Source organism: Evansella clarkii, assembly GCF_002019695.1.
Lineage (GTDB): Bacteria > Bacillota > Bacilli > Bacillales > Salisediminibacteriaceae > Evansella > Evansella clarkii.
In genome coordinates, this window is sequence record NZ_KV917376.1 from 4,271,553 (window position 1) to 4,297,898 (window position 26,346).

The 26,346-nt window shown below is 42.6% G+C and carries 27 protein-coding genes and 1 pseudogene; 11 read left to right on the forward strand and 17 right to left on the reverse strand.

The features are described from left to right. Positions 1–20: 20 nt before the first annotated feature. On the reverse strand, positions 21–167 hold the full coding sequence (locus tag BK582_RS27700; RefSeq protein ID WP_218190743.1) for a hypothetical protein: 147 nt from the start codon (positions 165–167) through the stop codon (positions 21–23). Positions 168–793: 626 nt separating this feature from the next. On the opposite strand from BK582_RS27700, the gene BK582_RS20130 reads away from it, so the two are divergent. The 3 genes from BK582_RS20130 (at position 794) to BK582_RS20140 (ending at position 3,390) form a co-directional block, all read left to right on the forward strand. After that, on the forward strand, positions 794–1,354 hold the full coding sequence (locus tag BK582_RS20130) for a GNAT family N-acetyltransferase (RefSeq protein WP_078596748.1): 561 nt from the start codon (positions 794–796) through the stop codon (positions 1,352–1,354). Between the two features lie 243 nt (positions 1,355–1,597). Next, positions 1,598–2,233 carry a YitT family protein gene (locus tag BK582_RS20135; RefSeq protein WP_078596749.1) on the forward strand — a complete coding sequence of 212 codons (636 nt, stop codon included), beginning with the start codon at positions 1,598–1,600 and terminating at the stop codon, positions 2,231–2,233. 179 nt (positions 2,234–2,412) lie between these two features. Further along, positions 2,413–3,390, forward strand: coding sequence for a tripartite tricarboxylate transporter substrate binding protein (locus BK582_RS20140; RefSeq protein ID WP_078596750.1), 978 nt, complete (start codon positions 2,413–2,415; stop codon positions 3,388–3,390). A gap of 112 nt (positions 3,391–3,502) precedes the next feature. Here the strand turns inward: BK582_RS20140 and BK582_RS20145 are convergent, their stop codons facing one another. The 12 genes and pseudogenes from BK582_RS20145 to BK582_RS27250 form a co-directional block, all read right to left on the reverse strand. Beyond that, on the reverse strand, positions 3,503–4,783 hold the full coding sequence (locus BK582_RS20145) for a DUF4179 domain-containing protein (protein WP_078596751.1): 1,281 nt from the start codon (positions 4,781–4,783) through the stop codon (positions 3,503–3,505). After that, positions 4,759–5,295 carry an RNA polymerase sigma factor gene (locus BK582_RS20150; RefSeq protein WP_078596752.1) on the reverse strand — a complete coding sequence of 179 codons (537 nt, stop codon included), beginning with the start codon at positions 5,293–5,295 and terminating at the stop codon, positions 4,759–4,761. The genes BK582_RS20145 and BK582_RS20150 overlap by 25 nt, the downstream gene beginning before the upstream one ends. 241 nt (positions 5,296–5,536) lie before the next feature. Continuing rightward, a complete protein-coding gene (locus tag BK582_RS20155; protein ID WP_078596753.1) occupies positions 5,537–7,498 on the reverse strand; it encodes a tripartite tricarboxylate transporter permease in 1,962 nt (653 codons plus the stop codon). Between the two features lie 57 nt (positions 7,499–7,555). Then, positions 7,556–7,834, reverse strand: coding sequence for a hypothetical protein (locus BK582_RS20160; protein ID WP_078596754.1), 279 nt, complete (start codon positions 7,832–7,834; stop codon positions 7,556–7,558). Between the two features lie 17 nt (positions 7,835–7,851). After that, the gene (locus BK582_RS20165; protein ID WP_420841238.1) at positions 7,852–9,120 is read right to left on the reverse strand and encodes an MFS transporter; all 1,269 of its coding nucleotides are present in this window, start codon (positions 9,118–9,120) and stop codon (positions 7,852–7,854) included. Positions 9,121–9,504: 384 nt separating this feature from the next. After that, positions 9,505–9,846, reverse strand: coding sequence for a nuclear transport factor 2 family protein (locus BK582_RS20170; RefSeq protein ID WP_078596756.1), 342 nt, complete (start codon positions 9,844–9,846; stop codon positions 9,505–9,507). Between the two features lie 47 nt (positions 9,847–9,893). Next, positions 9,894–10,187, reverse strand: a complete 294-nt coding sequence (locus BK582_RS20175) for a YggT family protein (RefSeq protein ID WP_078596757.1) — start codon at positions 10,185–10,187, stop codon at positions 9,894–9,896. Between the two features lie 103 nt (positions 10,188–10,290). Then, positions 10,291–11,271: a ring-cleaving dioxygenase gene (locus BK582_RS20180; protein ID WP_078596758.1), complete on the reverse strand. Its 981-nt coding sequence runs from the start codon at positions 11,269–11,271 to the stop codon at positions 10,291–10,293. Positions 11,272–11,393: 122 nt separating this feature from the next. Continuing rightward, positions 11,394–11,852: a (2Fe-2S)-binding protein gene (locus BK582_RS20185; protein ID WP_078596759.1), complete on the reverse strand. Its 459-nt coding sequence runs from the start codon at positions 11,850–11,852 to the stop codon at positions 11,394–11,396. Then, a complete protein-coding gene (locus BK582_RS20190; RefSeq protein WP_078596760.1) occupies positions 11,849–12,691 on the reverse strand; it encodes an FAD binding domain-containing protein in 843 nt (280 codons plus the stop codon). Before BK582_RS20190 ends, BK582_RS20185 begins: the two co-directional genes overlap by 4 nt. After that, positions 12,688–15,004: pseudogene (locus BK582_RS20195) on the reverse strand (xanthine dehydrogenase family protein molybdopterin-binding subunit). Before BK582_RS20195 ends, BK582_RS20190 begins: the two are co-directional and overlap by 4 nt. 243 nt (positions 15,005–15,247) lie before the next feature. Next, a complete protein-coding gene (locus BK582_RS27250; RefSeq protein WP_167553216.1) occupies positions 15,248–15,403 on the reverse strand; it encodes a hypothetical protein in 156 nt (51 codons plus the stop codon). 406 nt (positions 15,404–15,809) lie between these two features. On the opposite strand from BK582_RS27250, the gene BK582_RS20200 reads away from it, so the two are divergent. Then, positions 15,810–17,171 carry an amino acid permease gene (locus BK582_RS20200; RefSeq protein ID WP_078596761.1) on the forward strand — a complete coding sequence of 454 codons (1,362 nt, stop codon included), beginning with the start codon at positions 15,810–15,812 and terminating at the stop codon, positions 17,169–17,171. Between the two features lie 31 nt (positions 17,172–17,202). Here BK582_RS20200 and BK582_RS20205 read toward each other — a convergent pair whose 3' ends face one another. Continuing rightward, positions 17,203–17,832 (reverse strand): LysE family translocator, encoded by a 630-nt coding sequence (locus BK582_RS20205; RefSeq protein ID WP_078596762.1) that lies wholly within the window; start codon positions 17,830–17,832, stop codon positions 17,203–17,205. Between the two features lie 150 nt (positions 17,833–17,982). Further along, a complete protein-coding gene (locus BK582_RS27255) occupies positions 17,983–18,159 on the reverse strand; it encodes a hypothetical protein (protein ID WP_167553217.1) in 177 nt (58 codons plus the stop codon). Between the two features lie 223 nt (positions 18,160–18,382). On the opposite strand from BK582_RS27255, the gene BK582_RS20210 reads away from it, so the two are divergent. After that, entirely contained in the window at positions 18,383–19,036 is a 654-nt protein-coding gene (locus BK582_RS20210; protein WP_078596763.1) for an MtnX-like HAD-IB family phosphatase, read from the forward strand. A gap of 265 nt (positions 19,037–19,301) precedes the next feature. Here BK582_RS20210 and BK582_RS20215 read toward each other — a convergent pair whose 3' ends face one another. Together BK582_RS20215 and BK582_RS20220 are read right to left on the reverse strand one after the other, a co-directional pair. Continuing rightward, positions 19,302–20,333 (reverse strand): LLM class flavin-dependent oxidoreductase, encoded by a 1,032-nt coding sequence (locus tag BK582_RS20215; protein WP_078596764.1) that lies wholly within the window; start codon positions 20,331–20,333, stop codon positions 19,302–19,304. 288 nt (positions 20,334–20,621) lie between these two features. Continuing rightward, positions 20,622–22,784, reverse strand: a complete 2,163-nt coding sequence (locus BK582_RS20220) for a type IA DNA topoisomerase (RefSeq protein WP_078596765.1) — start codon at positions 22,782–22,784, stop codon at positions 20,622–20,624. 244 nt (positions 22,785–23,028) lie between these two features. Here BK582_RS20220 and BK582_RS20225 point away from each other — a divergent pair, with 244 nt between their 5' ends. The 6 genes from BK582_RS20225 (at position 23,029) to BK582_RS20250 (ending at position 26,249) form a co-directional block, all read left to right on the forward strand. Then, positions 23,029–23,547, forward strand: coding sequence for a YtxH domain-containing protein (locus BK582_RS20225; protein ID WP_078596766.1), 519 nt, complete (start codon positions 23,029–23,031; stop codon positions 23,545–23,547). 14 nt (positions 23,548–23,561) lie between these two features. Beyond that, positions 23,562–23,840, forward strand: coding sequence for a gas vesicle structural protein GvpA (gene gvpA / locus BK582_RS20230; protein WP_078596767.1), 279 nt, complete (start codon positions 23,562–23,564; stop codon positions 23,838–23,840). 101 nt (positions 23,841–23,941) lie between these two features. Continuing rightward, positions 23,942–24,214, forward strand: a complete 273-nt coding sequence (gene gvpO, locus BK582_RS20235; protein WP_078596768.1) for a gas vesicle protein GvpO — start codon at positions 23,942–23,944, stop codon at positions 24,212–24,214. Continuing rightward, the gene (gene gvpN, locus BK582_RS20240) at positions 24,214–25,122 is read left to right on the forward strand and encodes a gas vesicle protein GvpN (RefSeq protein ID WP_078596769.1); all 909 of its coding nucleotides are present in this window, start codon (positions 24,214–24,216) and stop codon (positions 25,120–25,122) included. The genes gvpO and gvpN overlap by 1 nt, the downstream gene beginning before the upstream one ends. A 132-nt stretch (positions 25,123–25,254) precedes the next feature. Next, the gene (locus BK582_RS20245; RefSeq protein WP_078596770.1) at positions 25,255–26,010 is read left to right on the forward strand and encodes a GvpL/GvpF family gas vesicle protein; all 756 of its coding nucleotides are present in this window, start codon (positions 25,255–25,257) and stop codon (positions 26,008–26,010) included. Continuing rightward, entirely contained in the window at positions 26,007–26,249 is a 243-nt protein-coding gene (locus BK582_RS20250) for a gas vesicle protein GvpG (RefSeq protein ID WP_078596771.1), read from the forward strand. Before BK582_RS20245 ends, BK582_RS20250 begins: the two co-directional genes overlap by 4 nt. The last annotated feature ends 97 nt before the right edge of the window (positions 26,250–26,346 follow it).

A 26,346-nucleotide genomic window follows, 5' to 3' on the forward strand; every position in this document is an offset into this window, starting at 1 on the left:
TCATTAACACGAACATTATCTTAAAGGGTTGCTTTGTTGCTCGATTTACGCTTCAGACGGACGCGTTCTGCGGGCACGGCTTCAACTAATTTTTGATGGCTGAACGCCTTCAAAAATGGATTTTCAGCTCGCGCTGTTCCCGCAAGAGTCGCCGTCTTACCCTGCAATCGAAAAGTAATATTCGTCTTTTTTATAAAGCCAATATGAATTTATTCAACTGACAGAAAAAAACAGTTCCCTTTTTGAGAAATTTTTTGTATTATACTTTAATGTGAGATGAAATTTAAGTATTGATTTGCGCTAAAAGACGCTCGCTTGCCTCGGGCATTGCCTCAGCTTCCTGGGGAAAAAAGATGTGTCTCTTCCTCTGCTAGTTTTGCTTTGTAGTTGATATGTCGAGACAACTCGTAGTATATTCAAGATGCTATGCTCGTGGCTAATGCTATTCCCGACCGGCAAGAGCATCGCTTCTCCGCAAATGCTCCGATTTGTCTCGACGTATATTCTACGGAGCTAATCGGGAAGAGGAAGAGACAGTCTCGCGCTTTTATCTTCAATCTTGAGAATTCTTTTAAATCAACATTTTTTACCAAAAACTTAATTAGTCTTATATAACAGAGGTTCACACGAACGCTGAATCGCTGTTTATGGGAAGGCAAATGGTGCGCCACCAGCATTACTGGTTCTAGTGGGTTCGATTCCCACCCCGAAATTTTTGTACGTTAAAAATTTCGAGGGTGGAAATCCGCTGTTTATTTCCGCTGCATTTCTGCCCTTAACTGGAGGAATAGCTATGCTGAAAAAACGTGACTTGCAGGACTGTCATGTTCTTTATGACTTAATGGTGCATCCCGATGTCTTCCCTTTTGTGCGCCAGAAAGCCGATTCTTATGAAGAGTTTTTATTTATTACAAAACAGACAATCGAGGCTGAAGAGCAAGGATTGATTATTTCCAGGACAATCCTGGACGACTGGGGCAGTCCTGCAGGCACCATCAGCCTGTTCGATATCGATAACAAGGCTGGTTTTCTCGGCACATGGATTGGAAAACCATATCATGGAATGGGTTTAAACACTCGTGCGAAAGATGTTTTTTTCACTGAACTTTTTTATGAGCTGGGGGTCGAAACCGTCTATATGAAAATCAGAAAAAAAAATCTCCGTTCTAACAAAGCAGCGGAAAAGCTTCCTTACGCTGTAGCTGCTAACGAAACACGCAAAGCATTATATGAGGAAATTAACCTGGGGAGTATAAAATTCAATCTTTTCGAGATTTCAAAAGATCTGTTTACACTCTATATCATGCGCCAAACTAACATCGATGTGCTGGAAGGACATATTAAAGAAGCATGAAACTGCGGGAGAAGCATCCACGCAGTTTTTTTCTGTTATTCTGACAGCCAGCTTCCCTTGAAAAGCCAATGCAGAATTGCCGAATGCAGCTATTATAGTTGAAGCAAAAAGAATCTTACATAAAATATTCACCGGACAAGTAGAATAATAACAGGACAAGATACGGGGAGTAGATTTTAATGGGGAAAACCGGCTCATCTTTTATAAATCCTGGGAAGACTAACAGAAAAAGAAGAGGCCGCAGTGCGCAGTTCAGTTAGATCTTATCTGCTGGTCACTTGCGGCGCAGCAATACAAGGTTTTGCAATGGCTATGTTTCTCTTCCCTAACTCTATTCCTTCAGGAGGAGCAGGCGGCCTTGCTGTGCTGCTGGATTACTGGTTTAATATCCCCCTGAGCTTTGCTTTATGGTTCGTTAACTTTTCACTCCTTGTAGTTGCTGTATACTGGCTGGGCAATGCAAGTGCAATTGGTACGATGTACGGTATTTCCATTACCTCTCTCAGCATACATTTTTTCACGGTGACTCTCCCGATGCCCACTATGAACCTGTGGTTTGACTTAATAATTGGTTCAGTAATTCTTGGTTTTGGGATCGGTATACTTCTCAGGCAAGGTGTTTCTAACGGTGGGATGGGTGTAATTGCCCTTCTCTTTTCAAAATACCGGAATATCCCTCCAGGACGGCCTTTGTTGTTATTAAACGGGTCCATATTTATACTCACCGCTTCTGTCATCGACTGGATAATTATTCTTCTCGCAATTACTTCACAGTGGATTTCTACTCATATTGTTGATATTGTCTTTAAAATTGAAGTCCACCCGAGGATCAGAAAGGTAACTCACTTACCATCATCCATGGCCTGGAGAAGGAAATGAAGAAATATGAGGCTGTGCCAAAAATATATTTCAAAGAAAAAACGAATGTCTATCAAAACAGGAGTGTAACCACCGCTCCGGTAAACCCCAAAAAGTTTCTCGATTAAACTATCTCTTCTTTTTTGTCTTGCCGCATATGTTTTAGATGTACCCATAAAAAATGAAAGGCGGTAAGACTAATGGCAAAACGGGTAAGGATGTATTTTTTCTCTTTGCTTGCTTTTCTTCTGTTTCTCACCATGGCTTCCTGCTCTTCCGATTCTGCTGATAACCAGTTTCCGGAGAAGAGTATTCAGCTGATTGTAGCCTTTTCTCCAGGTGCTGCCACAGATACACAGGCGAGAATCATTGCGAAGTATGCTCAGGAATACTTAGGTCAGGAACTGGTCATTGTAAATAAACCTGGCGGCGGAGGCCAGGTAGGCTGGAACTCTTTTGCTTCCACAGCTCCTGATGGCTATACCCTCGCGGCCTATAATCTGCCTCATATTATTACCCAGCCTCTTGTGAGCGATACTGCGTTCGAACTGGATACATTTGAACCCCTAGTAAACTGGGGCGGGGATCCTACCGTTTTTGCTGTCCCAAATAACAGTGATATTACAAGCCTTGAAGAGCTTATTAAAAAGGCGGAGGATACTCCAGGATCAATAACCGTCGGGAACGCAGGGATGTATGTGGGCCAGCATCTAGCAACCTTGCTGCTGGAAGATTCAGCCGGGATTGAACTTGAATCCGTTCCTTTTCAAGGTGCGGCAGATGCTATTGCCTCCGTACTGGGCGGCCATACAGATGTAGTTTCGGGAAATCTGTCTGATATTTACCGTCTTGGAGACGAAGTAATTCCTTTAGCAATAGCGACCGAGGAACGTCACGCCTTCGCCCCTGATATACCTACATTTTCAGAGCTGGGTTATCCGGAAGTGATTATGAGTACCGACAGAGGAATTGCAGCAAGGGAAGGAACACCTGAGGAGATTATTGAAAAACTGGAAGAAGCATTTATGAATATTCTGGAGGACGAAGACTTTCTCGCAGAGATGGAACAGGCAGGTGCAGACATGCTGATTTTAAACAGGGAAGAAGTTATAGAAGATATGCAGATTCGCACGGAAACATATCATGAGTTGTTGAAATCTATCGGAGTTATGGATTAATAATTTAAAAATAGCTTCAGTAAATACACTGCATTAAACAGCAGCCGGCAGAAGTATTCCTCCTGCCGGCTGCTTTCCATATAAAAAAGTAAATTTTGAAAAGGTGCCAGCGCTATTTTATTACAATTTCAGCAGCCAGCTCTTCTAAAAATTCATTATCTGTTTGAAAATTTAAGCCAACAGCAACAGGACCAGCAATATCCCCTGGAAACTTTAGTTGATATTTTCTCGTTTCCAGGTCTGTCAATATCGGATTTTGAGGACTGTAAATCCTTTCATTACCAGACTCGAGCCAAATTAATGGAGTTTCGTATAATAAATGATTTGTCTCTGCCTGATATGTGATCAAGGTATATTTTCCTGATTTTTCTACATCAATTATGGTTATCATACCTGCTGCTTCTTCCTCGAATATAAGTGGCTGATTATTCCATTCTGATTTATACTCACTGTAGTGTGCATTCGTTGATAAGTCTGGAACATAAGGAGTGAGAATCAGAGACTCCGTGTCCTCAGAAAGGGGCTCCAGGAAATTCGTTATTGAATATTCAATCTTACCTTCATTCGTATGCCGGGAGGCGGCGCCATTCTGAAGGCTGATGATTCTTCCTTTATCATCTGTTACAAGGAACTGGAGATATTCATACCGATCGTCTGATTTTGCCACTGTTTCGTCTATTTCAGCCACTATATTTAACTGTGTAGAGGTTGGATAAAGTAAAATTTCCTCATAAGTAATGGTGACCCCCTCTTTTTCAAGCTGTATCCCGCTTTCTGCAGATGTGATCTCACCTGCTTTTTCCACAGGGATGTCAAGTTCAAATGACGAGGACTCCATTCCAAGTACGAAAGAATCGCCAAGCATGTGATCTTCCTGTTCAATCATTACAGTCACAGAACCTGCATAAGTATCCTCATTAATATATTCACCAAATTCATACCAGCTGGTAGTGCCGGCTGATTCTCCATCTAAAGTAAACGTAAGGTCATCCGGTAAATGATGATCTTTGGAAGTTAATTCATACGCAATGTAAATTTGTGACCCGTCAAACATTGATTCAGTAAAAGTAAGTTTCCCACCGTCTGCTAACACACTTTCATTAATCGCTAATGGGAGCCCCTGCTGTACTCCCTGCTGAACACCTATGCTGCCTACATATTCAAATGCAGACCCGATAACGGGGATTTCCTTAAATGTGTTGGCAAGAGCAGGAGATATATAAGAGCTCCCTAACATTGTGGAAAATAATACAGCGGCCGCAGCTGCACTATATTTAATGAATGGCCTTCTCTGTCGCGGCAATGTATGTAACGTCTCGTCTATCCTTCTGGCAGCTGTTTTGGAAATCGAGGTGTTAACCTGTTCTTTTATTTGCTGTTCCCATCTCTCCATATCCCTTCCTCCTTTTTTAAAATGATCCTGCTCCTTACTTGTTCTCTTGCTCTGCGGAGTCTTGATTTAATAGTATTTTCTGAACAATCGTATAAAACTGCGAGTTCTTTAATGGAGATATCGTCTAAATGGAAGAGCTTTAATAAAGTCCTGTCCTTTTCTTTTAAAACGTCTAATATACTTTCTGATTCAAATGGATGGGTGTCTTCTGTCCCTTTCGGTTCATGCCATTCCTCGATCGAAACCAGGTTTTTGTTTCGCCGGTGGATGTTATAGCACTCATTCATGACAATACGAAGGAGCCAGGTTTTAAAATAAACAGGCTTTTGAAGTTGTTTTATTTGCTGGAACGCTTTCAGAATCGCTTCCTGCAATGCGTCTGCACAATCTTCTTCATTTTTCAGGATGGATCTGGCCACACGGTACATGGTTAGCTTATAAGTCTGAATTAAACGCTCAAACGAAGAAGTTGAGCCTTTTTGTGCTTTTTTTACTAATTTAATCGTATCCACTTTTCTCCTCCCTTCTTATCGTTAGACCTTGGCAGGGTATATAAAGTTGCATTATTTTTTTAATACATGAATGAACAAAATTTACCACGGGAAAGTGTCCACTTATCTGAATAATTATATCAATAAAAACAAAGTGACCAATCAGCTGACTGATTGGCCGAAAAATTGCTATTTCATTTCATCACAAACAGAACTGCCTGCTTTATAAGGATAAACGGCTATACATTACTCTTCCCTTTCCCTACCAGGAAGGAAAGGCTGGCAAAGGCACTTTAAGGACAACGGTAAAGACTGCGTATAAAACAACTGTGAAAACAACTGCAAGGAGGAAAATCTTTTTTATGGAGATACCGTTCCATTTTTTCAAGTAAACTGCCAACGGCACGCTCACCATTAAAATGAATACTTGCAAATAATAACCCACGGCATTCGTTAAAAGAGAGACAGCGGTCACAATAAGTATCAATATTACAACTGACCACTCACACTTCCCCCTTTCCTTTGCAGGAATTTCCCCTGCTTCTCTTACATGAAGTGCTTTAATTACTTCAGCCCCAATCAATCCTATCAAAACAATAAAGACTATTTGAGGGAATATTCTTAGTTCGAAAACAAGACTGTTTAAGTAAAACAGAGACAAAACAGCTAAGGAGCCTGCAGCTATCCAGCAAAGTGCCGCTGGAGACACAATGTTTTTATAAAATAAACGCGCTGTCACTTTCCCTTTATTTTTCCATCCCTGCACTACAGAAATGCCAATGGTAAGAACAACTAAGCTGAACAGGGCAATATTCCAGCCGCCGGAAAAAAAATAGAAAAAGGACGAGCCTCTCGCACTGCCCACCTGAAGCCCCTGCAGGAAACCTTCTTCTGCGATCGAACCCAGTATAAACCCGAGAGCCACTGGTGCTGGCGAAAATTTGAACTTTTGAAAAATAAACATAAGGCAGCCGATTACTACTACTGTATAAATATCAAAAACACTGTTCTGCGTTGTGTAAGCGCCAATGATTGAAAATGATAGTATTACAGGTGCCATTACGTATGCCGGAATATTCGTAAGCCTTGTCATATATTTTATCATCAGAAGCCCTAAAATAAGCAGTACAAACTGGGCAGCTACCATACTGTATAAAAACACATAGGCTGTTTCTGCATTGTCAATAAACAGGTTTCTTCCGGGCCAGATACCATGAATCAGAAGTCCTCCGAGAAATATTGCTGCTGTCGGCGAACCTGGAATGCCAAGAGTAAGCAGAGGTATTAACGAAGCGCCTACCATCGCGTTATTCGCACTTTCGGCGGCGATAACCCCCTTCTTTTCTCCTTTTCCGAATCTTGATTTATCTTTTGAAAAACGCTTTGCCTCATTATAGGCAAGTATACTGGCTATATTTCCGCCCGCGCCGGGTATTATTCCAATCAGAGCACCAATTCCGCTCCCGATTGAAACTGATTCAGGCCTTTTAAACACATCAGCAAACGACTGCCTTATTGTTGATTTCTCCCTGGAAGCATCTGCTCTCATGAGTTTTTCTTTGCGAGGCAGCGATTCAATAAGCCTTAGCGCCTGAGGAAAGGCAAACAGACCGATTAAAACGGCAACGATATGCAAACCTCCGACCAGCCCGTCAAAACCAAACGTAAACCTTGCTGTTCCTGTTACAGTACTAATTCCAATAAAAGATAAAAGTATGCCGATTGCCCCGCCGATCAGATTTTTAACAACTGATCCATCAGAGATAGCCGCAATAACAGTAATTCCGAAAACGGCAATCCAAAACGTCTCCGCAGGTCCGAATTGCAGAGAAAAATTTGTGAAAAACGGGGCAAAGAAGAGAAGCAGAAACATTCCGAACAAGCCGCCGGCAACCGAAGAAATAACCGCCAGTTCCAGTGCTTTCCCGGCCTTCCCCTGCTGGGCCATAGGATACCCGTCAAAAGTCGTCGCCACTGACGCAGGGGCACCGGGCACGTTGAATAAAATAGCCGGAATGGACCCTCCGAACACACTGCCGCAGTATATGCCTCCCAGGAGAATCAGTCCGTCTGCCGCCCCAAGGGAGAAGGTAAATGGAATCATCAAAGCGACTCCCATTGTGGGTGTCAATCCAGGAAGGGCTCCAATTAATATACCTAAAAACAAGCCGAGGACAAGAATAATAATGTGATAAAATTCAAATACATGCCAGATGAATTCCATATCCCAGCCTCCATTTTAAAAGCTAGGATATGATATTCGCCCAAATCACATTTAATGTTATTCTTTTTCCGTTTCCACTTCGATTTTTTTCCCGCCGACAGATATATAGGACAGTACTTCCATATCTGGCTGAAGTTTTGCCAGCCCCTGAATATACGGTGTTACAAGATCCTTAAAATCTTCAGTCACACCTTCTTCCTGCAGAAGCCCGTACACATACATTTTTTTTTCATCCATTAAAAACGCCAGATAGCCTACTGGCTTATTTGCATCCGTTACCACATTCAGAACTTGTGCTTCAGGTTTAAAAAATTCAGGTGAAAAGTAAATTTGCACTTCGGATTCCCTCCTTATTATTCTGTAGTAACCTGGAGTTTTGTAAAGACAGAACCGGAATCGTCTTTTTCCTGCTCCTTTGGATCTTTTACGTGGATAAGCAAGAGGCAAAGCAGTCCTATACTTAAAGTTAACCCAGCTGTTACAAGAAACATCCCTGTTCTTGACCAGCCCATCAGCCAGCCGTAAATAGGCGGTCCGGCCGCAACACCGAGAAAACGGACGGAACCATATAACGAAGTAACAAACCCTCTTCTAGCTTTTCCGACAGACCCTGTAATAAGGCTGTTCAGACACGGAAGCACCAGCCCTGTACCAATACTGCTGATAACCAGAACTGCAATAAACGGAACCAGCTTTGTAAAGAAAACAAGAGAAGCAAATGAAATAGTCATCAGCAGAAAGCCAATAAGAATCATCATTTTCATACGTTTCATAATTTTTCCAATCCTACTCCCTGTTATATAGGAAGTGGTCATCATGAACAAAAGCGGCACTGCCAGGACAAAGCCCTTCAGGACTCCCTTTATGTCATACCGGGTTTCCAGAGTGTCAGACAGGTAAAATAATATCCCGAATAATGTAAGAAGGCAGACTGCCCCCGCAAGATACGCAGTAAAAAGCCACCGGCCTTCATGCTTAAAAACAGTCAGTAAACCATGCATATACTTTCCGAAAGGGAGCGGTGTTTTCTTCTTTTTCCTCTCTCTTATAAAAAACATCGTCAATAATATAGAGACCAGGCAAAAAACAGGAAATCCTAAAAATGGTCCGTACCAGACAATTAACGCCAGTAGCGACCCTGCTATCGGCGAAAGCACTTTTCCAAATCCGTTGGATGCTTCCACCAGACCGAGCACTTTACTCTGCGCTCCCCCCTTAAATAAATCACCTGTAAGAGCCATTGCTATTGGCGCAGTTCCCGCTGCACCAATTCCCTGCATTGTCCTTCCAGCGATAATCCACGTATACGGACTGGCGAACCAGGCAGCTGCAAGGCCGGCAAGAAGCCCCCCTGTACCATAAAGGAATAATGCCGGCACAATGATAGCTTTTCTTGAGATGCGGTCAGATAAGTACCCTAATACCGGAATAAAGATTGCTGCGGATACGGAAAAAACTGTTATTGTTAAACTCGCCTGAAAAGCGCTTATTCCTAATTCAGACTGCATTTGCGGCAGAATAGGTATTAACATAGAATTTCCAAGCGTCATTATAAGCGGAATGGATCCTATTGCCAGAATTACGAGTCCCTTATTCTTTTCTTTGGCCAAAGGCTGTCTCATCTCCTTGCATTACGACATAAAGTGCATCTTTTTGAGTTTCTATTGTTTTTAGAATTTCGGGTTTTGAATCTTAATCCCGGTCAGCAACAGGATTTAACAGCGCCTGAATTAAAAGGCAGTTATACACTAATAAGATGGCATGGTTTCCTGTATTCATACATGGAACAGATTACCTGAGAACTATTGAGTATGAGCAGTGACCCGTTCTTTTGTGTCCAGGGATATTATCCAGAACAACAAAAAAACTGCCTCTGTTACCAGAGACAGCCCAATACTTTGGAGCGTTATGTTACCATCTGATACACCCGTATTTGAATCAATAGCTTCTTAGCGACAAGTATGCGGCATCTCATGCTTTATGCCACAAAACAGGAAATACCAGCCCTACTTTTTAAACCAGACTTTCGTAATTCGAGAACCATGCGTTTCATACATTGCTATTGCAAAAACCTCTTTTCCATTCGATCTCCCTGTCACCTTTTCGTGGTCGATAACAAAGTTATCCTGCTCGATCCTTCCGAGAAGGTGGGCATGCTGCTGAGGATTCTCTTTGAAAAGTTTCCCGTATCTTTCCCTCATCTTATCGATTCCTTTATAGACAAGGTCATTTGACGGAAAATCACGGATTTCCACATCTTCACTGTATACACTTAAAAATGCTTCAAGATTTTGTGCGTTATACGCATCAAGCTGTTTCTGAGCAAGTTCGGCTGCTTTGTTCTCCATTTTAAAAACCCCTTTATGTAATATAAACCGGAAGGAAAAGGGGATTGCTACCTCCTTCTCCCTCCTCCGATCATTCCAATAATCTGCATAAGAAAATAACCTGCAATGGAATAAATAAATATGGCGAAAAGTGCCGTCAAGTCAAGTTCAAACCTTCCGTCTAACTGTATGACCGGAAAAATATTGGCAAACGGCTCCAGAAGAGGAGCGCTGTTATCAAATATCCACTGCACAAACGGCGCTTCTTCATTCGCATTAAACAGCTGAAGTACAATCCTTATCCCAATCAGGAACTGAATGACTCCTAATATGAAATTGACGATGTATATTAATATTCGCATATCTGGCGAGTAGTCCTCCCTTAGTCTGTATTGTAAAACTCAATTTCCCGTTTGCAAATTCCCGCAAACATAGGGAGAAGGGAAGAAACACGCTTCAGAATGATTATTGTTTTGTGTCGAGAGGCTTCAGGCTTTTTTCAATTTCTACCCTTCTGCTTTCAAGAAAAGGAGGCAAAGCAAGATTCTCACCTAGCTCTTCAAATGGCTCATCGCTTTCAAACCCTGGCCCGTCGGTAGCCAGCTCAATTAAAACCCCATTCGGCTCACGGAAATACAGGGATTTGAAATAATAACGCTCAACAAAGCCGGAGTTGGAAAAGCCTGCTTGGGTAATATATTCCGTCCATTTTCTCAGTTCAGATTCTGATTCCACTCTGAATGCAACATGGTGGACACTGCCTCTGCCGGGGCGTTCCCGTGGTTTATCCGCCTCTTCAATCAAATGTACTTCGGCTCCCGTGCCTCCTTCCCCTGTCTGAAATACACGTATAGTTTTTTCTTCCGCACCTTCAGCTGAGATACTTTCTGTCTCCCTGAACCCAAGAATTTCCGTAAGTACTTTCGCTGTCCGTTCCGGCCGGGAAACAGTCAGCTGCACTGGGCCCAGCCCAATAATCGCGAACTCACCTGGAACAGGGCTTTTCTCCCATGGTTTTCCTCCAGGGACTCCTTTGTTCATTTCATCTGAGACGAGCAGCAGCCGCTGGTTTTCGAAATCACGAAAATTTATTTGAGCCCTGCCGCCAACTCTTTCAATCCCGTCGTGCTCTACCTGAAAATCCTCAAAACGGCGGAGCCAATACTCCAGGGCAGCATCATCAGAAACTCGTAATGATGTTCCTGTAATACTGTTAGTTCCAGGGTAAGTCCTCCCCGCGTTTTGAATTTCGAAAAACGTTAAGTCAGTTCCTGGATTGCCTCGTTCATCTGCGTAAAACAAGTGATACATGGAAGTTGAATCCTGATTAACTGTCTTTTTAACGAGTCTCATTCCCATGATTTTTGTATAAAAATGATAATTTCTTTCTGCATCTGCTGTAATTGCAGATACATGATGCTGCCCAAGTAAGGGTTTCAAATTCATCTTCACTCACTCCAGTCCGGCTCTTTTACAACAATTATTTCTACTTTTATTTTAGCGTCATACCTTCTCATCTGTAAATTTATCCGCTTTCTGCCGGACTATGCATGTTAGAGTCTGGCTGTCTATCTATGTTGCCGGAGGACTGAATAAAGAGCCTGTTCTATTTCTTCATAACTTGTACATCTGCATATGTTGGAATCAAGCCATTCCTTTATTTTATTTCTGTCCGCCTCTGGATATTGGGTAATTAGAGTCTGACAGTTCATAATATATCCCGGTGTACAATAACCGCACTGAAAGGCAAAGTACTTTACAAAAGCCTTTTGGATCTCTGAGCCATGTAACCCTTCAGCTGTTATAATTTCCTCTCCTTCCGCTTCCACTGCAAGCATAAGGCATGACTTCACTGGCCAGCCGTTAACAATAACAGTGCAGGCACCGCAATCACCATTCAAACATCCTGGCTTAGCCCCGGTAAATCCAGTCTTTCCTCTTATAACATAAAGCAGTGTATCAGCATTTCGAATATATATGTTATACTCTTCGCCATTTATATGAAAATGTGCTGCCCTCCCTGTCACTCAGGTCCCCTCCTCCCCATCCTGGTCATAACATCCATTAAAACGTTTTTTAACACAAACTTCCGGTATTCCGCTGACCCTTCTGAATCGCTGATTATTTCATGCGGTATATTATTTACAGCCTGTTCTGCTTTCCTTCTCAGCGGCGTATTGTCTCTGTTCAGTGACTCCTCCATGATCCGAGACCTGAATGGAAATGGACTTAAACCGCTGTAGGCCGTCCTCGTTTTCCCTTCTTCCTGCAGTGCTGCCACCGTAATAAGCGGATAGCCCGTGTTCCATTGTTTTCTTCTTTTTGTGTGAAAGTAAGGAGCACGAAGAAAACGCTCTTCAGTAATAAACCTGACCAGAAATTCGCCTTTTTCAAGAACAATCTCTTTGTTAAAAAACTCATTAACAGGACGGGACACTTCCCCGGAAGCTCCTGCTGTAACAACCTGGCTGTCGCTTAAAAGAAAAGGGAGAATTGCTTCTCTGTATATAAGTTCTGAGCATACATTTCCTCCTAAAGTAATCTTCATTCTCGCCGTGTTATCTGCAATATCTTTTGAAGTTACGGTGAGTAATGGAAAATAGTCGGCCCGCTCTATTTCAGCGAGCGGAAGGCCTGCTCCTAAGTGGAGCCTTGTGCCCTCTTTTTCACATAAACAGCACTCCGGAATGCCTTTTATGTCAATAACGGCTTCTGTGTAAAATAGGTTTAGCCGGCTAAGAGTGATGATCTCTGTCCCACCCGAATAATAAACCGGCTTTTTTCCTGCTTCGTCAAGCTGGCGGTGCAATTCCACCGCTTCACTAATGGATGAGGGTTTATAATATTCAAAGTCGAATGGGATCATCTCTCTGCCTCCTTCATCCGCCAAATAGTCTCCGGTGTTAATGGGAGGGAGGTAACCTGCAGCTCTATTGCAGCTGATATAGCATTCCCTAAAGCTGCTGGCAGGCTGATCAGTCCCTGTTCCCCAAGGCCCCTTGCTCCGAATGGTGCATCAACATGAGGAGTTTCCACAAAGTCAACGATATATTCTGTTTTTTCCGAAAAGTGGAGAGGTCTGTAAGTTCGCAGCTGAGGATTCATTATTCTTCCTTCTTTGTCAAAAATAAAGGCTTCCCTGCCTGCGAAAGCAAGGCCCATACTCATTGCCCCGGTCACCTGACCTCTTGCTGCCTTCCAGTTAAGCACTTTGCCTGCATCAAGTACAGAAATTGCTCTGATAAGTTTGTACGTATAATCTCTGCAGTCAAATTGTATTTCCACACCTTGTGCCCCTACTGCCCACTCAGGGCCAGGCTTGCCTTTTCCAGTCTCTTTATCAATATGGGTAAGATTTCGCAGAATATAATTTCCCCTCCCGATAATCTGGCCGCCAATAGAGTTCCCATTCGGAAAAGTATAACCATAAGCTATATCCTTAAAATGAAGCCCTTTATCCGGTTCTTCTCTTATAAATACTCTGCTGTCTGCAATATCAAGATCTTCAATCCTTGCCCTCAAAACACAGGAGGCAATAGCTTTCAGCTGACGTGCTGCATCCTCAGCGGCTGCCATCGCCGCTCTCCCTCCCATCAGCGTCCCACGGCTCGCCACAGTCTTCCAATGTTCCGGTGTTGTCTGTGTATCAATTTCCATCCGGACAAAAATATTATTTATATCCATTTTCAACGTTTCTGCCACGATCTGTGCCAAAACGGTTTTTGTACCTGTTCCAATTTCTACTACACCTGAAATTAAATTAGCCGTACCGTCTTCATTGAATGTAATTATTGCTCCTGAAGTGGAATCCGGAGGAATCGTTGAATTTTTCCAGAGACAGCTGATTCCTTTCACTTTGAGCTGCCTCTCATTTATCCGGACAACGGCCCCTTCTTCCCACCTTATTAGCTTCTTTAGTCTTCTTATACATTCAGGAAGGTCTCCTACTGTGCTTCGGTTCACCTTATATTGTGTCGGTGTTGTTTGTCCAGGGCGTATTGCATTCCTGAACCGCAGTTCTAAAGGATCCATGTTTAATTTCCCCGCAAGTATATCCATTGCCCTTTCGAAACAGAAATGGACCTCGGAATGGCTGAATCCTCTGTATGGAGCCGGATATGGATGGTTCGTATAAACACAGTAGGAGTCGCACCATACATTTTCAATAAAATAAGGACCTGTGCAGTCAATTGCAGCAGCCCGTGTCAGATGAATCGCTTTATCAGAGTACGCCCCGGCTTCAACAAGATACTGGATTTCCGCTGCCTTGAGCTTACCGTCTCTTGTGGCCCACAGCTTTATTGTCGCCTCCATCCCCATATGGCATGGAGCTGTGATAAGATCTGCCTCCCGGGGATAAACGATTTTAACTGGCCTGCCCCCGGCTTTCATGGAAGCGAGGTATGCCAGAATTTCCTGCTGAACTGATGCCTTCCCGCCATATCCTCCTCCTACCAGCGGTGTATGGACAACAACCTTCCCAAGTTCTATTCCAAAATAACTGTTCATGAGTTTCTTCACCATAAACGGAGCCTGTGAAGATGTTGTAATAATAACTTTACCGTCAGGTTTCACTTCCGCGGCGGCAGAGCGGGTTTCCATGGCTGCATGGTCTGATGGGGGAATGAAAAATGATTCCTCAATTGTAACTTCACTTTCCTCCCTGCCTCTCTGGATGCTTCCTTTTCTTATTTTTGTATGGCTTGCAATGTTAGTTCCAGGGATCGGGTTGACTCCCTCATCTTTTTCATAAATTCCGGTATTTTCATGAACAAGAGGGGCATTTTCTTTCACAGCTTCCGAGGGAGTCTGGACAACCGGTAAAGGCTTGTAGTTGATTTCCACCAGATTTGCCGCTTTTGCAGCTGTAACTGGATCATCTGCGATTACTACCGCCGTGACTTCGCCGTGATACCTGACTTTTCCCCATGCTACAGGCGGCCGGTCCTTCATTTCCTCTCCTGTGAGGGGGAGGCCTTCACCTGTAAGGACTCCTCTTACTCCAGGTATTTTCATTGCTCTGTCTGTTGAAATTGAATCGATTTCCGCATGAGCAAATTTACTCAGCACGAGCTGGCCATATAACTGCCCAGGAGAAGCATAATCGGTTGTATACCTGGCCTTGCCTGTTACTTTTTCAAGCTTCTTTTCTTATTACGCTCTTTCCAATAATCTCCATAAGCCCTCCTTAGCCGGTGATACTGACTGGTTGCAGCGAAACTTCAGTGAGAATTAACGACTGCGGGCTGAGTGTATGTTAACTTTTTATACTTGTTTGTTAATAACGCCCTGTTAAACTTGATTTTCACCTAATAATCAACTTTTTTCCTTTTATTAAAGCCACTAATAAAAAGTTAAAAACCTCTCCCAAAGAATGGATAGAATCCATACAACTTATGAGAGAGGTATACAGAAAACTGCTCTACAGGAGGAAGGCAAGAGCTATTATTACTATGGACAGCTGAAAAAGAACTTCCAGCCAGTCTTTTGAACGATTATTTATTAAATGGAAGAAACGAAGACCACACCGAACAGCAATCAGCACCCAAGCAATGGTAATAAGTATACCTGGTATCAAGTGTATTCCTCCTTTGTTTTGCCTCTCCGGAGCATGCGTGCGCGGCACTTATTCAATCTCACTCAGATTGAACTATCCAGTGGCTATTCTATTGTCAGTGAAACATATGAAAAAATAGCGCGTCCTATAACTTTTTTGTGGGCGATTCTCCTGATAGTAAAGCTAAGAGGATAAACCAGCCTCCGCAGATAAAAGACTTTTATTACATAAAGCGCCAGTTAATTTCCAACAATATCAAGTGAACCTCCAATCAGCGGGGGTTTCCACTGATTGTTAGTTGAACCAATCGGGATGTTAGCGTCCGTTATCTCCCACCTAAACATCACCGGTTCAACTCATGTTTTGAGGGGGAGTATTACGGACGGTTTCATCGGGATAAACAGAATATAAGTGAGGAGAAAAAGACATGTCTGGAGCTAAAAGCGAGAAAAAGCTGCAATGGTGGCAGCTTTCTTTATTGGGGGTTGCCTGTACGATAGGAACTGGATTCTTCCTTGGATCAAGTATTGCCATTTCAATAGCAGGGCCATCAGTGATCGCGGCTTTTGCAATTGCGGCAATTGGTACTTATTTTGTTTATGAAGCACTGGCTAAACTGACGATTGCCGACCCTCAAAAGGGCTCCTTCAGGATTTATGCAAAAAAAGCCTATGGCCGCTGGGCAGGCTTTACTTGCGGCTGGGTATACTGGCTGTCGGAACTGCTCATCATGGGAAGCCAGCTTACTGCCTTATCAATCTTTACCCAGTTCTGGTTTCCTGGAATTCCTTTATGGATTTTCGCAGCGATATACTCCGTCCTGGCAATTATCGTTATATTAACAGGTGCAAAAGGCTTTGACCGTATTGAAAATTTACTTGCTGTGTTAAAAATAGCAGCAATTCTCATGTTTATCATCCTGGCTTCCGCAGCACTACTGGGGCTTTTCGGACAGGAAGGAGAAACGGTTCCCCTGCCCCGCTCCTTCGATGCTTTTATGCCAGAAGGCTGGACAGGGCTGCTACCAGCTCTTATTTACGGTTTTTACGGATTTGCGGGGATCGAAATTATCGGCCTTCTTGCAATCCGGCTGAATAAAATGGAAGATGCAACTAAAGCTGGTAAAGCAATGTTTGCACTTCTTGCGGTGATTTATATTTCTTCTATATCACTTGCTTTAATTCTTGTCCCATGGGACAGCTTCAGTACTGAAAAAAGCCCTTTTGTTACCGCACTTGATAAATATAAAATTCCGTATTTGCCTCACATATTTAATGGAGTATTTATCATTGCTGGTTTTTCCACGATGGTGGCCTCCATGTTTGCAATGATTAAAATCCTGGTGAGTCTTGCAAACGGCCGGGACGCCCCGGGCTTTCTCGGAGCAACTACAAAAAACAATACGGCACTTCCGGCGATTGGAGTTACAGCCATTGCAATCGTTGTTTCCATCGTCCTGTCACTGCTTATGCCTGGAAGAATCTATGAATACTTCACTACAGCAGCAGGGCTGATGCTTCTTTACAACTGGTTTTTCATTTTAGGTTCATATAACCGCTTGCTAAAGCTGTCATTTTTAGATCAGGTTAAACGCTGGGCCGGATTTATAATTGTTCTGACAGCTATTGGAGGCACTGCTTTTCACAGTATCAGCCGGCCTGGTTTTTACGTGAGCATCCTTTTTATTGTTGTCATAGGCGGTATTACTCTGCTTATGATGTATTTTTGGAAGAAAAATAAAACCGGCAAGGAGAAAGACCCTTCTCCAGGTTCCCTGTTCGAAAAATGAATGGTTTGAGGATGAAGCGAGTTATTCCCGATCATTTGAATAAAATCCCTGCCGCCTGAATGCCGAAATACACGCCAAAGCCGATAAGAGATAAACCGGACATGACTGAGATTCCCCTAAGAAGCCGTTCAGTCAGAAATCTTCTGAGAGTGCTGGAAAAACCTGCCATGGTGAAATCCCATATAGTTATACCGAGAAATATGGCACAAATATAAATGATTACCTGTTCAGGACCATAGGAAGTAAGAGTTTTGGCAAGTACAGAGCCGAAAATGCCAAGCCAGAAAAGAATGGTCAGAGGGTTAAACAAAGACATAAAGAAGCCTGAGAAAAAGGATTTGGCATATGGCTCCCCTGCGGCTCTCGTACCGGCCAGCTTGATTTTACCTGCGCCGTTCAGGCTTTCTATTCCTGTATAAACTAAAACGAAGAATCCAAACAGCCATAAAAAGGACTGAACAAATGGTATCTCAACAAGATGAACGACCCCCAGATAAACTAAGAGCATATACAGGCCGTCAGCTACCGTCGCCCCCAGCCCTACAAGCCAGGCATGAAAAAAGCCGTTCTTGATCCCGCGGTCAAGCTGGGCAGCATTAACCGGGCCAATCGGTGCCGCGAGCGAAAGCCCTAGGAATACATAAGTAAAAAAAACAGTCATCCCACCAGCCCCTATAATTACTTGCAGCTATGAACAAGAAGCTGCTTGTACATCCTATTCATCCGCGGCTGGTGTTAGACTATCCAAAATAAAGAAAAAAGGACAGTAAGCCTGTTTCAGCTTACTGCCCTTTCCTTTGCGTGAGGCCTGTTAACAACCGTTATTGCGTGCATTGCTGCGGCTGTTTAAGTTTTGTGCGTCATTTTCGTCTGCAAATTCAGTGCTCAGTGCAGCATCCAGTTCTTCATTGTTATGCTGGTTGTTTCTTGCCGACTGACGGTTGTTATCAGAAGCATATCGATTATTTCTTTCACGATTGTTTGCCATCTGTTTTCAGCCTCCGTATGTTGTATTAGCTCTTGTAGAGCATACTTATTATTGCCTTGCCTGAAGGATTTATCAGTGGCAGGTTGTGGGTAGCTTGTATTGATGCTGGAAAGGTGCAAAAAAACATTTGCACAGCACAGCAAGTTTAAACAAAAAACATGCTTCTTTGTCTTTAATAAAGGGAAAACGTATTAAACTGAGTAAAAAAATGGAGTGATGCAAAATGAAATGGGCGTTTGTATCTGATTTTGACGGCACTATTTCCAAAAAAGATTTTTACTGGATTATTATTGAAAAGTACTTTCCGGAAGGCCATGAACTTTTTAACAGATGGAAAGACGGTGAGATGAAGGATATTGAATTCTTAAGCACCGTTTTTGCCTCTATTTTTAAAGAAGAAGAAGAAATCAAACAGGAGATCCTTACCATCCCCATAGACGAACATGTTCCTTCTTTTATCAGGCGTGTTCAGGAAAATGGAGGGGATTTTTATATATTAAGCGCCGGTACGGATTATTATATTAATCATGTTCTTGAAAAGTATGGCATTACAGGGGTGGAAGTTTTCTCAAATAAAGGCTTTTTCCGAGAGAAGAACATTCACCTCAATATAGATGAAAGCCATAACCATTTTTCTGAAAGGTATGGCATCGATAAAGCGAAAGTAATCCAGTCCATTAAAGAGAAGTATGACGTTGTTTATTTCGCAGGCGACAGTGAACCTGATTCCCACGCTGTCCCTTTTGCAGATCTCACTTTTGCAAAGGATGCGTTGATCGGCCTTCTGAAAGAAAAAGAGGCGGCCACTTTTTTCCCGGTAAGCGATTTTAAAGATATAGAAGATTATTTAACAAAAAATGGAGTTCTGTCTTCCTGATACTGAAATTACAGAGAGACTGGGACAAAATTGGTTGATGGATTGGCAATCCGAACAAGGATAAAAAACCGCTACGGAAATACACTTCGCTTTCCTCGGGCGGCTGGTGAGCCTCCTCGTGCTTCGCCCTGCGGGGTCTCACCGTTGCCTTTGCTCCCGAAGGAGTCTACGTATATTTCCTCCGCTCTAGTGATATATTGTTTTTCATTTAAACACTTTATTTATGTCCCAGCCTCGTTTTTTTAATGGTAATCCTTCAATTAGTCTACCTTTCAAACCCTAATGAACGCAGACCTGGTAATCCTAACTCTTCTGCAAGCAATGTTATCCCCTTCATTCTGTTTTCAGCATCATAAAAATGGGGAATAATGGTTACTTCGTCAGCCTGGTACTTATCAGCCACTTCCTCTATTCCTGCCTTAACCTGTTTCGGATTTCCGATAATAACGCGGCTTCGATTTTTTCTAACCTGTTCTTCCTCCACGATACTTCGTCCCCGTTCTTTAGCTGTTTCAACAGATGGGTAGTAAGGAGGCTGGCCTCCTGACTCCACAGCAAGCAGCCATAGATTGAATGCCTGGGCAATATTTTCCGCTTCCTCTGTCGTTTCCGCAATTATCGCGAAGACAGCAACCATAACTTCCGGCTCATTTTGAATAGAATTAGGCTTGAAATTCCGCCGATATTCTTGAATTATTTCCTTGCCATCAGAATTCCAGCCGGGAGCAAAATGAGCGTAGGCGTATGCGGAACCATTTGCCGCTGCAAGCTTAGCGCTGCCCATCCCTCTCCCCAGCACCCATATTTGAGGAACCGTTTCTATCACCGGGGTGGCGGCCAGATCCTTAAACCGATGCTCTTCTTTAGTATCATCTGTCAAGTATTTATACAGGTCTGCTACCTGCTGCTCGTACGGTAAACGTTTTTCCCTCGCTTCATTTAATGCCTTATTTACCAGACGGAAGCTCGGGGATCTGCCTATCCCTAAATCAATTCTGTCTGGATGAAAAGCTTCAAGCATACGGAAATACTCGGCAACTTTATAAGCACTGTAATGGGGAAGCATAACTCCTCCAGAGCCGATACGTATTCTGCTGGTGGAAGCAGCCAGTTGCATCATGAGCATTTCCGGAGTACTGCCTGCCACAGAAAAGACTTGGTGGTGTTCTGCTACCCAATACCTGTAGTATCCCAGGCTGTCTGCCAGCTGGGCTAAGTTTTTTGTATGAAGTAACGCTTCACGAGCATTTGAGCCTTCAAAAATTGGCGAGTAATCAAGTATATTTATCCGATCCAATTTTATACTCTCCTTTTATGTTTCGTCTCCCATTGGATATACGCTAATTAAAAGAAAAAACAAGAACCGCCGGCCTGTGATGACCGGCATTCCTGTTTCTTTACTATCATATAATTGTTGTTTACCTGAATCAATTTCATAATTCAAAATTATCATCTGTAATACGAACTTATCTTAAAATGTTACTTTATTGTTCGATGTACGCTTCAGACGGACGCGTTCTGCGGGCACGGCTTCGACTATTTTATTCACAGCCTATATATGAAATTCATTCACCTGTCAGCGGATTTAAAACTTTTTGTCGAACTCCATTTTCCAGCTGAAATAATCATTTTCCGGATTTTTTTCGTATTTAAGAATCGCGTTAAATTTATTTCCCTTTTTGCTGGTAAGCCCTTTAACATTGGCGCTTCCCTTCGTTAGAAGCTGTTTCACCATTGTCTTAGTCGGCTTTTTTTTCATTGTTGCCAGGAATTTATCGTTTTTCCAGACAACGAATTTGCAGCCGTTTTTCCAGTTGCTGCATCCGAACCCTTTAAATCCTTCGATTACCCCGTTTCCGCATACTGGACATTTCCCTAATACTTCTGTACTTCTCTTGCTTGAAGCAATTTCATGAATGATTACGTCTTCCCCGGTCTTAATCTGCTGTACCGCTTCTTTTGTAAACTGATAAATCAGCTTTAAAAAACGTTCTTTGTCAAATTTCTGCTTTTCAATATCAGCAAGTGATTTTTCAAGACGTCCGGTAAACTCCAGATCGAAAAGCTCTTTTACAGGAAAAGTTTCTACAAGCCGCCTTCCTAAATCTGTACATTGAAGATTTTTTCCTGAAGCTGAGATATAGCCAGTATCAGTAAGCTTTTTGATTGTTTCTGCCCTTGTGGCCGGAGTGCCGATACTGAATCCGCTGAGTACTGCTTCCATGGCTTCCGCGGTAGTATCTTCCTCGTTATAGCTTCTGCCGCAAGTTTCCATGACTTTAAGCAATGTTTTTTCCGTATGAGGTTTTGGCGGTTTTGTTTCGTGGGAACTCACCTTATTTTTTACAGTTTCCACCTCATCATTGACATTGACAGATGGGAGCAAAGCTTCTTTGGATTTAATGTTCTCTACTTTTTTCCAGCCTTCCGTGAGCTGGACCCTGCCTTTGGAGACAAAGAATCCTTTCAGGTCTGCGTCACGGAGTTTGGTTATAATCTTTGTCTCTTCATGTTCCGCTGCAGGCATGAACTGCATGATAAACCGGTTTTTTACCGCTTCATAGACGATTGCTTCATCCCTTGAGAGGGATTTAGGGACAAGGTAAGTAGGCATAATTGCACTGTGGCTGTCCACCTTTGCGGAGTTAAAAACCCTCTTTGACTTGCGGAACCGGACTTCTTCCTCAAAGGGAAGCCCTTTTTTCATTACTTCAAGTACTTTCGCTGCTTTTCCTGTCAGGCTGTCATCAAGCACATTACTGGCAGTTCTCGGATAAGTTATATACTTTTTTTCATACAGTGACTGCGCCGTCTTCAGCACCTTGCTCGACGTCCAGCCTTTATATTTGCTTGTTATATATCCTTGGAGGTTTGAAAGATTAAACAGGTATGGGGGAAGTTCCCGCTTGTTCTCTGTCGTTTTATCGTCAACTATCGCCGGCGCACCGTTTAACTGGCCGGAGATATTGTCCAGATATTCCTTCGTTTTAAATTTATCTTCTTTCCCCTCTATATAAAAACCCTCATACTCTTTTCCATCTTCTGTTCTGAATAAAGCAGCAAGCTTAAAAAACGTTTCCGGCTTAAAGTTTTCAATTTCTTTATCACGGTCATAAATAATCTTTAATGTAGGCAGCAGAACCCTGCCAATATTCAGCGCCTGGCCTTTTCCTTTCTGAAACTTCAGTGTCGCCGCGGAGGTGAGGTTAATCCCTATCACCCAGTCCGCCCACTGCCTGCTCACCCCTGCATTACGAAGGGGAAGAAGCTCCTCATTGGATTTGAGCTGTGCCAGCCCTTGTAAAATTGCATTAGGTGTCCATTCATTGAGGAGCAGCCTGTATACTCTTTTACCTGCATTAATATTTTCAATAATTGTATCGCCAATAATCTGGCCTTCCCTGTCAAAATCACAGGCAGAGATAATTCCGTCCACTTCCCGCTTCTTTATAAGGCTCTTGATTGTACGCAGCTGTTTTGCTGCACCGCCGTCCTGCCTGTCACGGTTTCTCGGATCAGACTTCACTTTATATTGAAAGTGGTCCGGAATGAAAGGAAAGTTTTCCATTTTCCAGCGGGTCATTTTAGAGTCATAGTCTTTAGCATCATACAGTTGCAGTAAATGGCCGAATGCCCAGGTAATAAAATACCCTTCCCCTTCAAAATATCCGTCCTTTTTTGATTTTATCTTAAGAGCATCAGCAATGTTTTTCGCAACTGACGGTTTTTCCGCAATAATTACTTTCATTTGTTTCACCAGCCCCGACACTGTTATTTCCTTAGATTATACAACAAGAAGAACGAATGTTCGAGAGAAATCTACTGATTAACGAATACTCTTCTCCCCTTCCGGTACTTTCTTCACGGTAAAAAGAGCATGTTTTTTACTGCAATTCACTAATTTTTCTTATATCCATCTTTTGGATTGTTTTAACCACCCGGTCAATGGGAATGGGTTGATAGACCACATTGAAAAGGTGGTGAGCCTACTTATGGGAAGCAGCTCAAAAACGCGGCTCGCCCTGGTTACCGTTCTGGGAACTGCTGCCGGAGGGGCAGCGATGCTGTTAAACAGTAATGCAAGAGAGACGGTAATGAACATGCTTCAGAAATCTAAGAAAAAAGCCAAAGAAGAAGCGAAAGACCAGGGCGAAGATTTACTTGATGATATGCCTAAAACAAAAAATGCCGCTAAGGCGACTTTTATCGGTAAAAAGTTTTATAACACCTTTGAAAAACTCCGGGGGGTGAAGGAAGATATGAAAGATAATCTCGGAGATGCGAAGGAAAAGCTGCAGGAACAAGGCGAAAATGCTAAGGAAAACTTCCAGCAGCTAGGTGAAAATGCAAAAGAAGAAGCACAGGATGCGAAGGAACACGTCAAGGAGAATATCGGCGGAAGCAGCAGCGATGATGAAGGCATTAAAAAGCCGAGCGATATTCCAAAGGCAACTCAAATCAAAGGTTATCCTGATGTAAAAGGGGTTAACCATATTAAATCTGCAGATTAAAGGAGTGGAACATAATGGCAACAGCAATTAAGAAAAGTACAGATTCTTCAAGCCTTGCAGAGGTTATTGACCGTATTCTTGACAAAGGTGTAGTGGTGGACCTGTATGCGAGGGTTTCTCTTGTAGGTATTGAGTTAATTACAGTGGAAGCCAGAGTAGTTATAGCCAGTGTGGACACGTGGCTGCGATATGCAGATGCAGTTGGGCTGCTTCGTGATGAAGTGATGACTGAATCTCTAGAAGGATCTGAAGAAGAAAGCGAAAACAGCCAGAACCGACTTAATTTCTCCTAAGAACAACATAAGCGAGTCAGCAAGTAAATCGGGAAAAGGGCAGCAGGCCCTTTTCCCCATTTGATTAGCTGTTATATTTTTTTAGCAAAGGAGTATAAGCGATGAAGATAAATAAGGTAATGGATACGGTAACCGACTTTTTCAAAGAAAATGTAAATGCCCCGCTTCGGTTTACCGCTATTGAGAAAACAGAGGAAGGCTGGTATATGCAGCTGGAGGTAATCGAAGAAAAAGAATATATGCAAAAATACGCCCGGGACCAGATAGTTGGTCTTTACGAAGTAACCCTTGATGATGAAATGGAGGTAACATCATTTAAAAGAATCAATATGCGCTCAAGAAGCATGGCATATGAAGAGGAGGCAAGCAGTTAATGGCAACGAAGATCAGCAGCACGAAAAAGTCTCCGGAAAAAATAATTTTTACAGATGAGCTTGAAAGAATGAAAAAACGCAGTCTCGTTTATCTGCATAGTGGCTACCATCTCCATTTTACCGGGCCTAGCGGTATTGGAAAAACTTCACTTGCCTTAAACATAGCGAACGAATTTGATCAGCCCGTCATGTTTATGAACGGACGCCAGGATTTGTCTCCATTTGATCTGCTGGGAGGCTTTTCCGGTTATAAAAGCAGTAAGACAGTTGATAATTTTGTCCGCACTGTTTATAAACAAGCAGAAGAGTTCATGCCTCGCTCTGTTCCTGGACGACTCACAGAAGCAGTTAAAAACGGGTATATAGTCGTCTATGATGAATTCACCCGTTCCACACCGGAAATTAACAACTTATTTTTATCTATTTTAGAAGAAGGAATTTTACCAATCTACGGCACAGATGAAAAGGTGAACTACCTGCATGTGCACGAGGATTTCAAAATAATTTTCACAAGTAATCCGGAAGAATATGCTGGTGTTTTCCCTTCACAGGACGCTTTAGTAGACCGGATGATCACCTTGCATATGGATTATCCCGACACAGATACAGAGGCACGTTTAATCTCTGAAATCACTGATATTTCAATAGAATCTGCGGAGAAAATCGCAAAATTAACTTCTGCTGTCCGGAAAAAATGCCAGGATAAAAGCGGCCAGAGCCCAAGTTTAAGAGCTTCTCTTACACTGGCTCGCATCAGCAGGGATTATGATATAGAAACAGACGAATCAGATGAGGACTTTATTGCTTTAGCTACGGACGTTCTCGGACCATTTCTCTACAGATCTCTGAAAAATGAACGCTTTGAAAAAATCCGCCGGCTGATTGTACAGGAGGTAAAAAAAATATAGAAGGACAATTTTCTTTATTATAAACAGCTGCAGGCCGGCCCTTTACCTCCCTGCTCGGCTGTGGTTCTTCTTTCAACCGAATGAAGATATTCAGAAATAGATGAAACAAGTAAAACAACAGGAGTGAATAATATGAATAACGAAGAAAGTGTTGGATGTTATTTATTTTGTGTTTATCAGGGTGAACAAGATGCTGAGTATGGGGAAGCAACTATGTCAGGGGTTTCGAGTAAAGTGAGAACCATTACCCATAACGGATTGAGCATGGTTGCCGCGGACCTTCCCGTAAAGATTTACGCGCCTAAAAAAGATGATCTTCTCGCACACCAGGAAGTAATAAACCAGGTCATGAAAGAACATTCTGTTATTCCAATGAGCTACGGAACAGTACTTTCCTCTGAAGAAGATGTGAAGCTTCTTATGGAAAAAATTGAACCACAGCTGAAGGAAACCTTTCCAAAAATCGAGAATAAAATAGAAGTAGGGTTAAAAGTTATTGCTAAAAAGGACTGGCTCGCTGAGCGTGTACATAAGGATCCACAACTTAATAAAATGAATCAGGTAACTGCAAAGGATTCCTATTACCGCCAGATAGAAGCCGGGGAGAAAGCAAAGAATTTTATTCACTCATTAAGGACAGAATACGAGACTAAGCTTGCATCGCCACTGGAAAAGCTGAGTGTCAGCACGAAACTGAATGAGCCAGTCAGCGAAAGAATGCTGATGAATGCTTCCTTTTTGATTGAAAAATCAATGGAAGAAGAATTCGATAAGAAGGTAAATGAGCTGTACGAAGAGCTTAGTGATCAGGTCGATTTTAATTATTCCGGACCATGGCCTGCCTATAACTTTATTGAATTAAAATTTAAAGCGGAGGGTGCTGTATGATCTTTAAATTGTTTACCTGGCCGATCGATACAGTCAGATTTGTAGGGGAAAAAGTTTATGAAGAAGCTGAAAAGGAACTGTATGACCTCGAAGCAATTCAAAGAAAACTGGTTAACCTGCAGCTTCAGTATGAGATGAATGAAATCAGCGAAGAAGAGTTCCAGGCAAAAGAAGATGAACTGGTAGAACGGTATGAAATAGCAAAACAGCGTGAGCTTGACAGTTTAACAGACCAGTAATTTGTGCGGGGTCTGGCCCCGCACTATTTTACTGAGCTCTTGACTTTCTTCTCTTTTTTAGCTTCTTCGTCCTTCCCTACTCTGTTTGCTGCGTTGA

Coding starts and splice junctions, on each gene's coding strand:
- BK582_RS20130 (WP_078596748.1), top strand. CDS start 794: ATGCTGAAAAAACGTGACTTGCAGGACTGTCATGTTCTTTATGACTTA.
- BK582_RS20140 (WP_078596750.1), top strand. CDS start 2,413: ATGGCAAAACGGGTAAGGATGTATTTTTTCTCTTTGCTTGCTTTTCTT.
- BK582_RS20145 (WP_078596751.1), bottom strand. CDS start 4,783: ATGGAGAGATGGGAACAGCAAATAAAAGAACAGGTTAACACCTCGATT.
- BK582_RS20155 (WP_078596753.1), bottom strand. CDS start 7,498: ATGGAATTCATCTGGCATGTATTTGAATTTTATCACATTATTATTCTT.
- BK582_RS20165 (WP_420841238.1), bottom strand. CDS start 9,120: ATGAGACAGCCTTTGGCCAAAGAAAAGAATAAGGGACTCGTAATTCTG.
- BK582_RS20170 (WP_078596756.1), bottom strand. CDS start 9,846: ATGGAGAACAAAGCAGCCGAACTTGCTCAGAAACAGCTTGATGCGTAT.
- BK582_RS20175 (WP_078596757.1), bottom strand. CDS start 10,187: ATGCGAATATTAATATACATCGTCAATTTCATATTAGGAGTCATTCAG.
- BK582_RS20180 (WP_078596758.1), bottom strand. CDS start 11,271: ATGAATTTGAAACCCTTACTTGGGCAGCATCATGTATCTGCAATTACA.
- BK582_RS20190 (WP_078596760.1), bottom strand. CDS start 12,691: ATGATCCCATTCGACTTTGAATATTATAAACCCTCATCCATTAGTGAA.
- BK582_RS20200 (WP_078596761.1), top strand. CDS start 15,810: ATGTCTGGAGCTAAAAGCGAGAAAAAGCTGCAATGGTGGCAGCTTTCT.
- BK582_RS20205 (WP_078596762.1), bottom strand. CDS start 17,832: ATGACTGTTTTTTTTACTTATGTATTCCTAGGGCTTTCGCTCGCGGCA.
- BK582_RS27255 (WP_167553217.1), bottom strand. CDS start 18,159: ATGGCAAACAATCGTGAAAGAAATAATCGATATGCTTCTGATAACAAC.
- BK582_RS20210 (WP_078596763.1), top strand. CDS start 18,383: ATGAAATGGGCGTTTGTATCTGATTTTGACGGCACTATTTCCAAAAAA.
- BK582_RS20220 (WP_078596765.1), bottom strand. CDS start 22,784: ATGAAAGTAATTATTGCGGAAAAACCGTCAGTTGCGAAAAACATTGCT.
- BK582_RS20225 (WP_078596766.1), top strand. CDS start 23,029: ATGGGAAGCAGCTCAAAAACGCGGCTCGCCCTGGTTACCGTTCTGGGA.
- gvpA (WP_078596767.1), top strand. CDS start 23,562: ATGGCAACAGCAATTAAGAAAAGTACAGATTCTTCAAGCCTTGCAGAG.
- gvpO (WP_078596768.1), top strand. CDS start 23,942: ATGAAGATAAATAAGGTAATGGATACGGTAACCGACTTTTTCAAAGAA.
- gvpN (WP_078596769.1), top strand. CDS start 24,214: ATGGCAACGAAGATCAGCAGCACGAAAAAGTCTCCGGAAAAAATAATT.
- BK582_RS20245 (WP_078596770.1), top strand. CDS start 25,255: ATGAATAACGAAGAAAGTGTTGGATGTTATTTATTTTGTGTTTATCAG.
- BK582_RS20250 (WP_078596771.1), top strand. CDS start 26,007: ATGATCTTTAAATTGTTTACCTGGCCGATCGATACAGTCAGATTTGTA.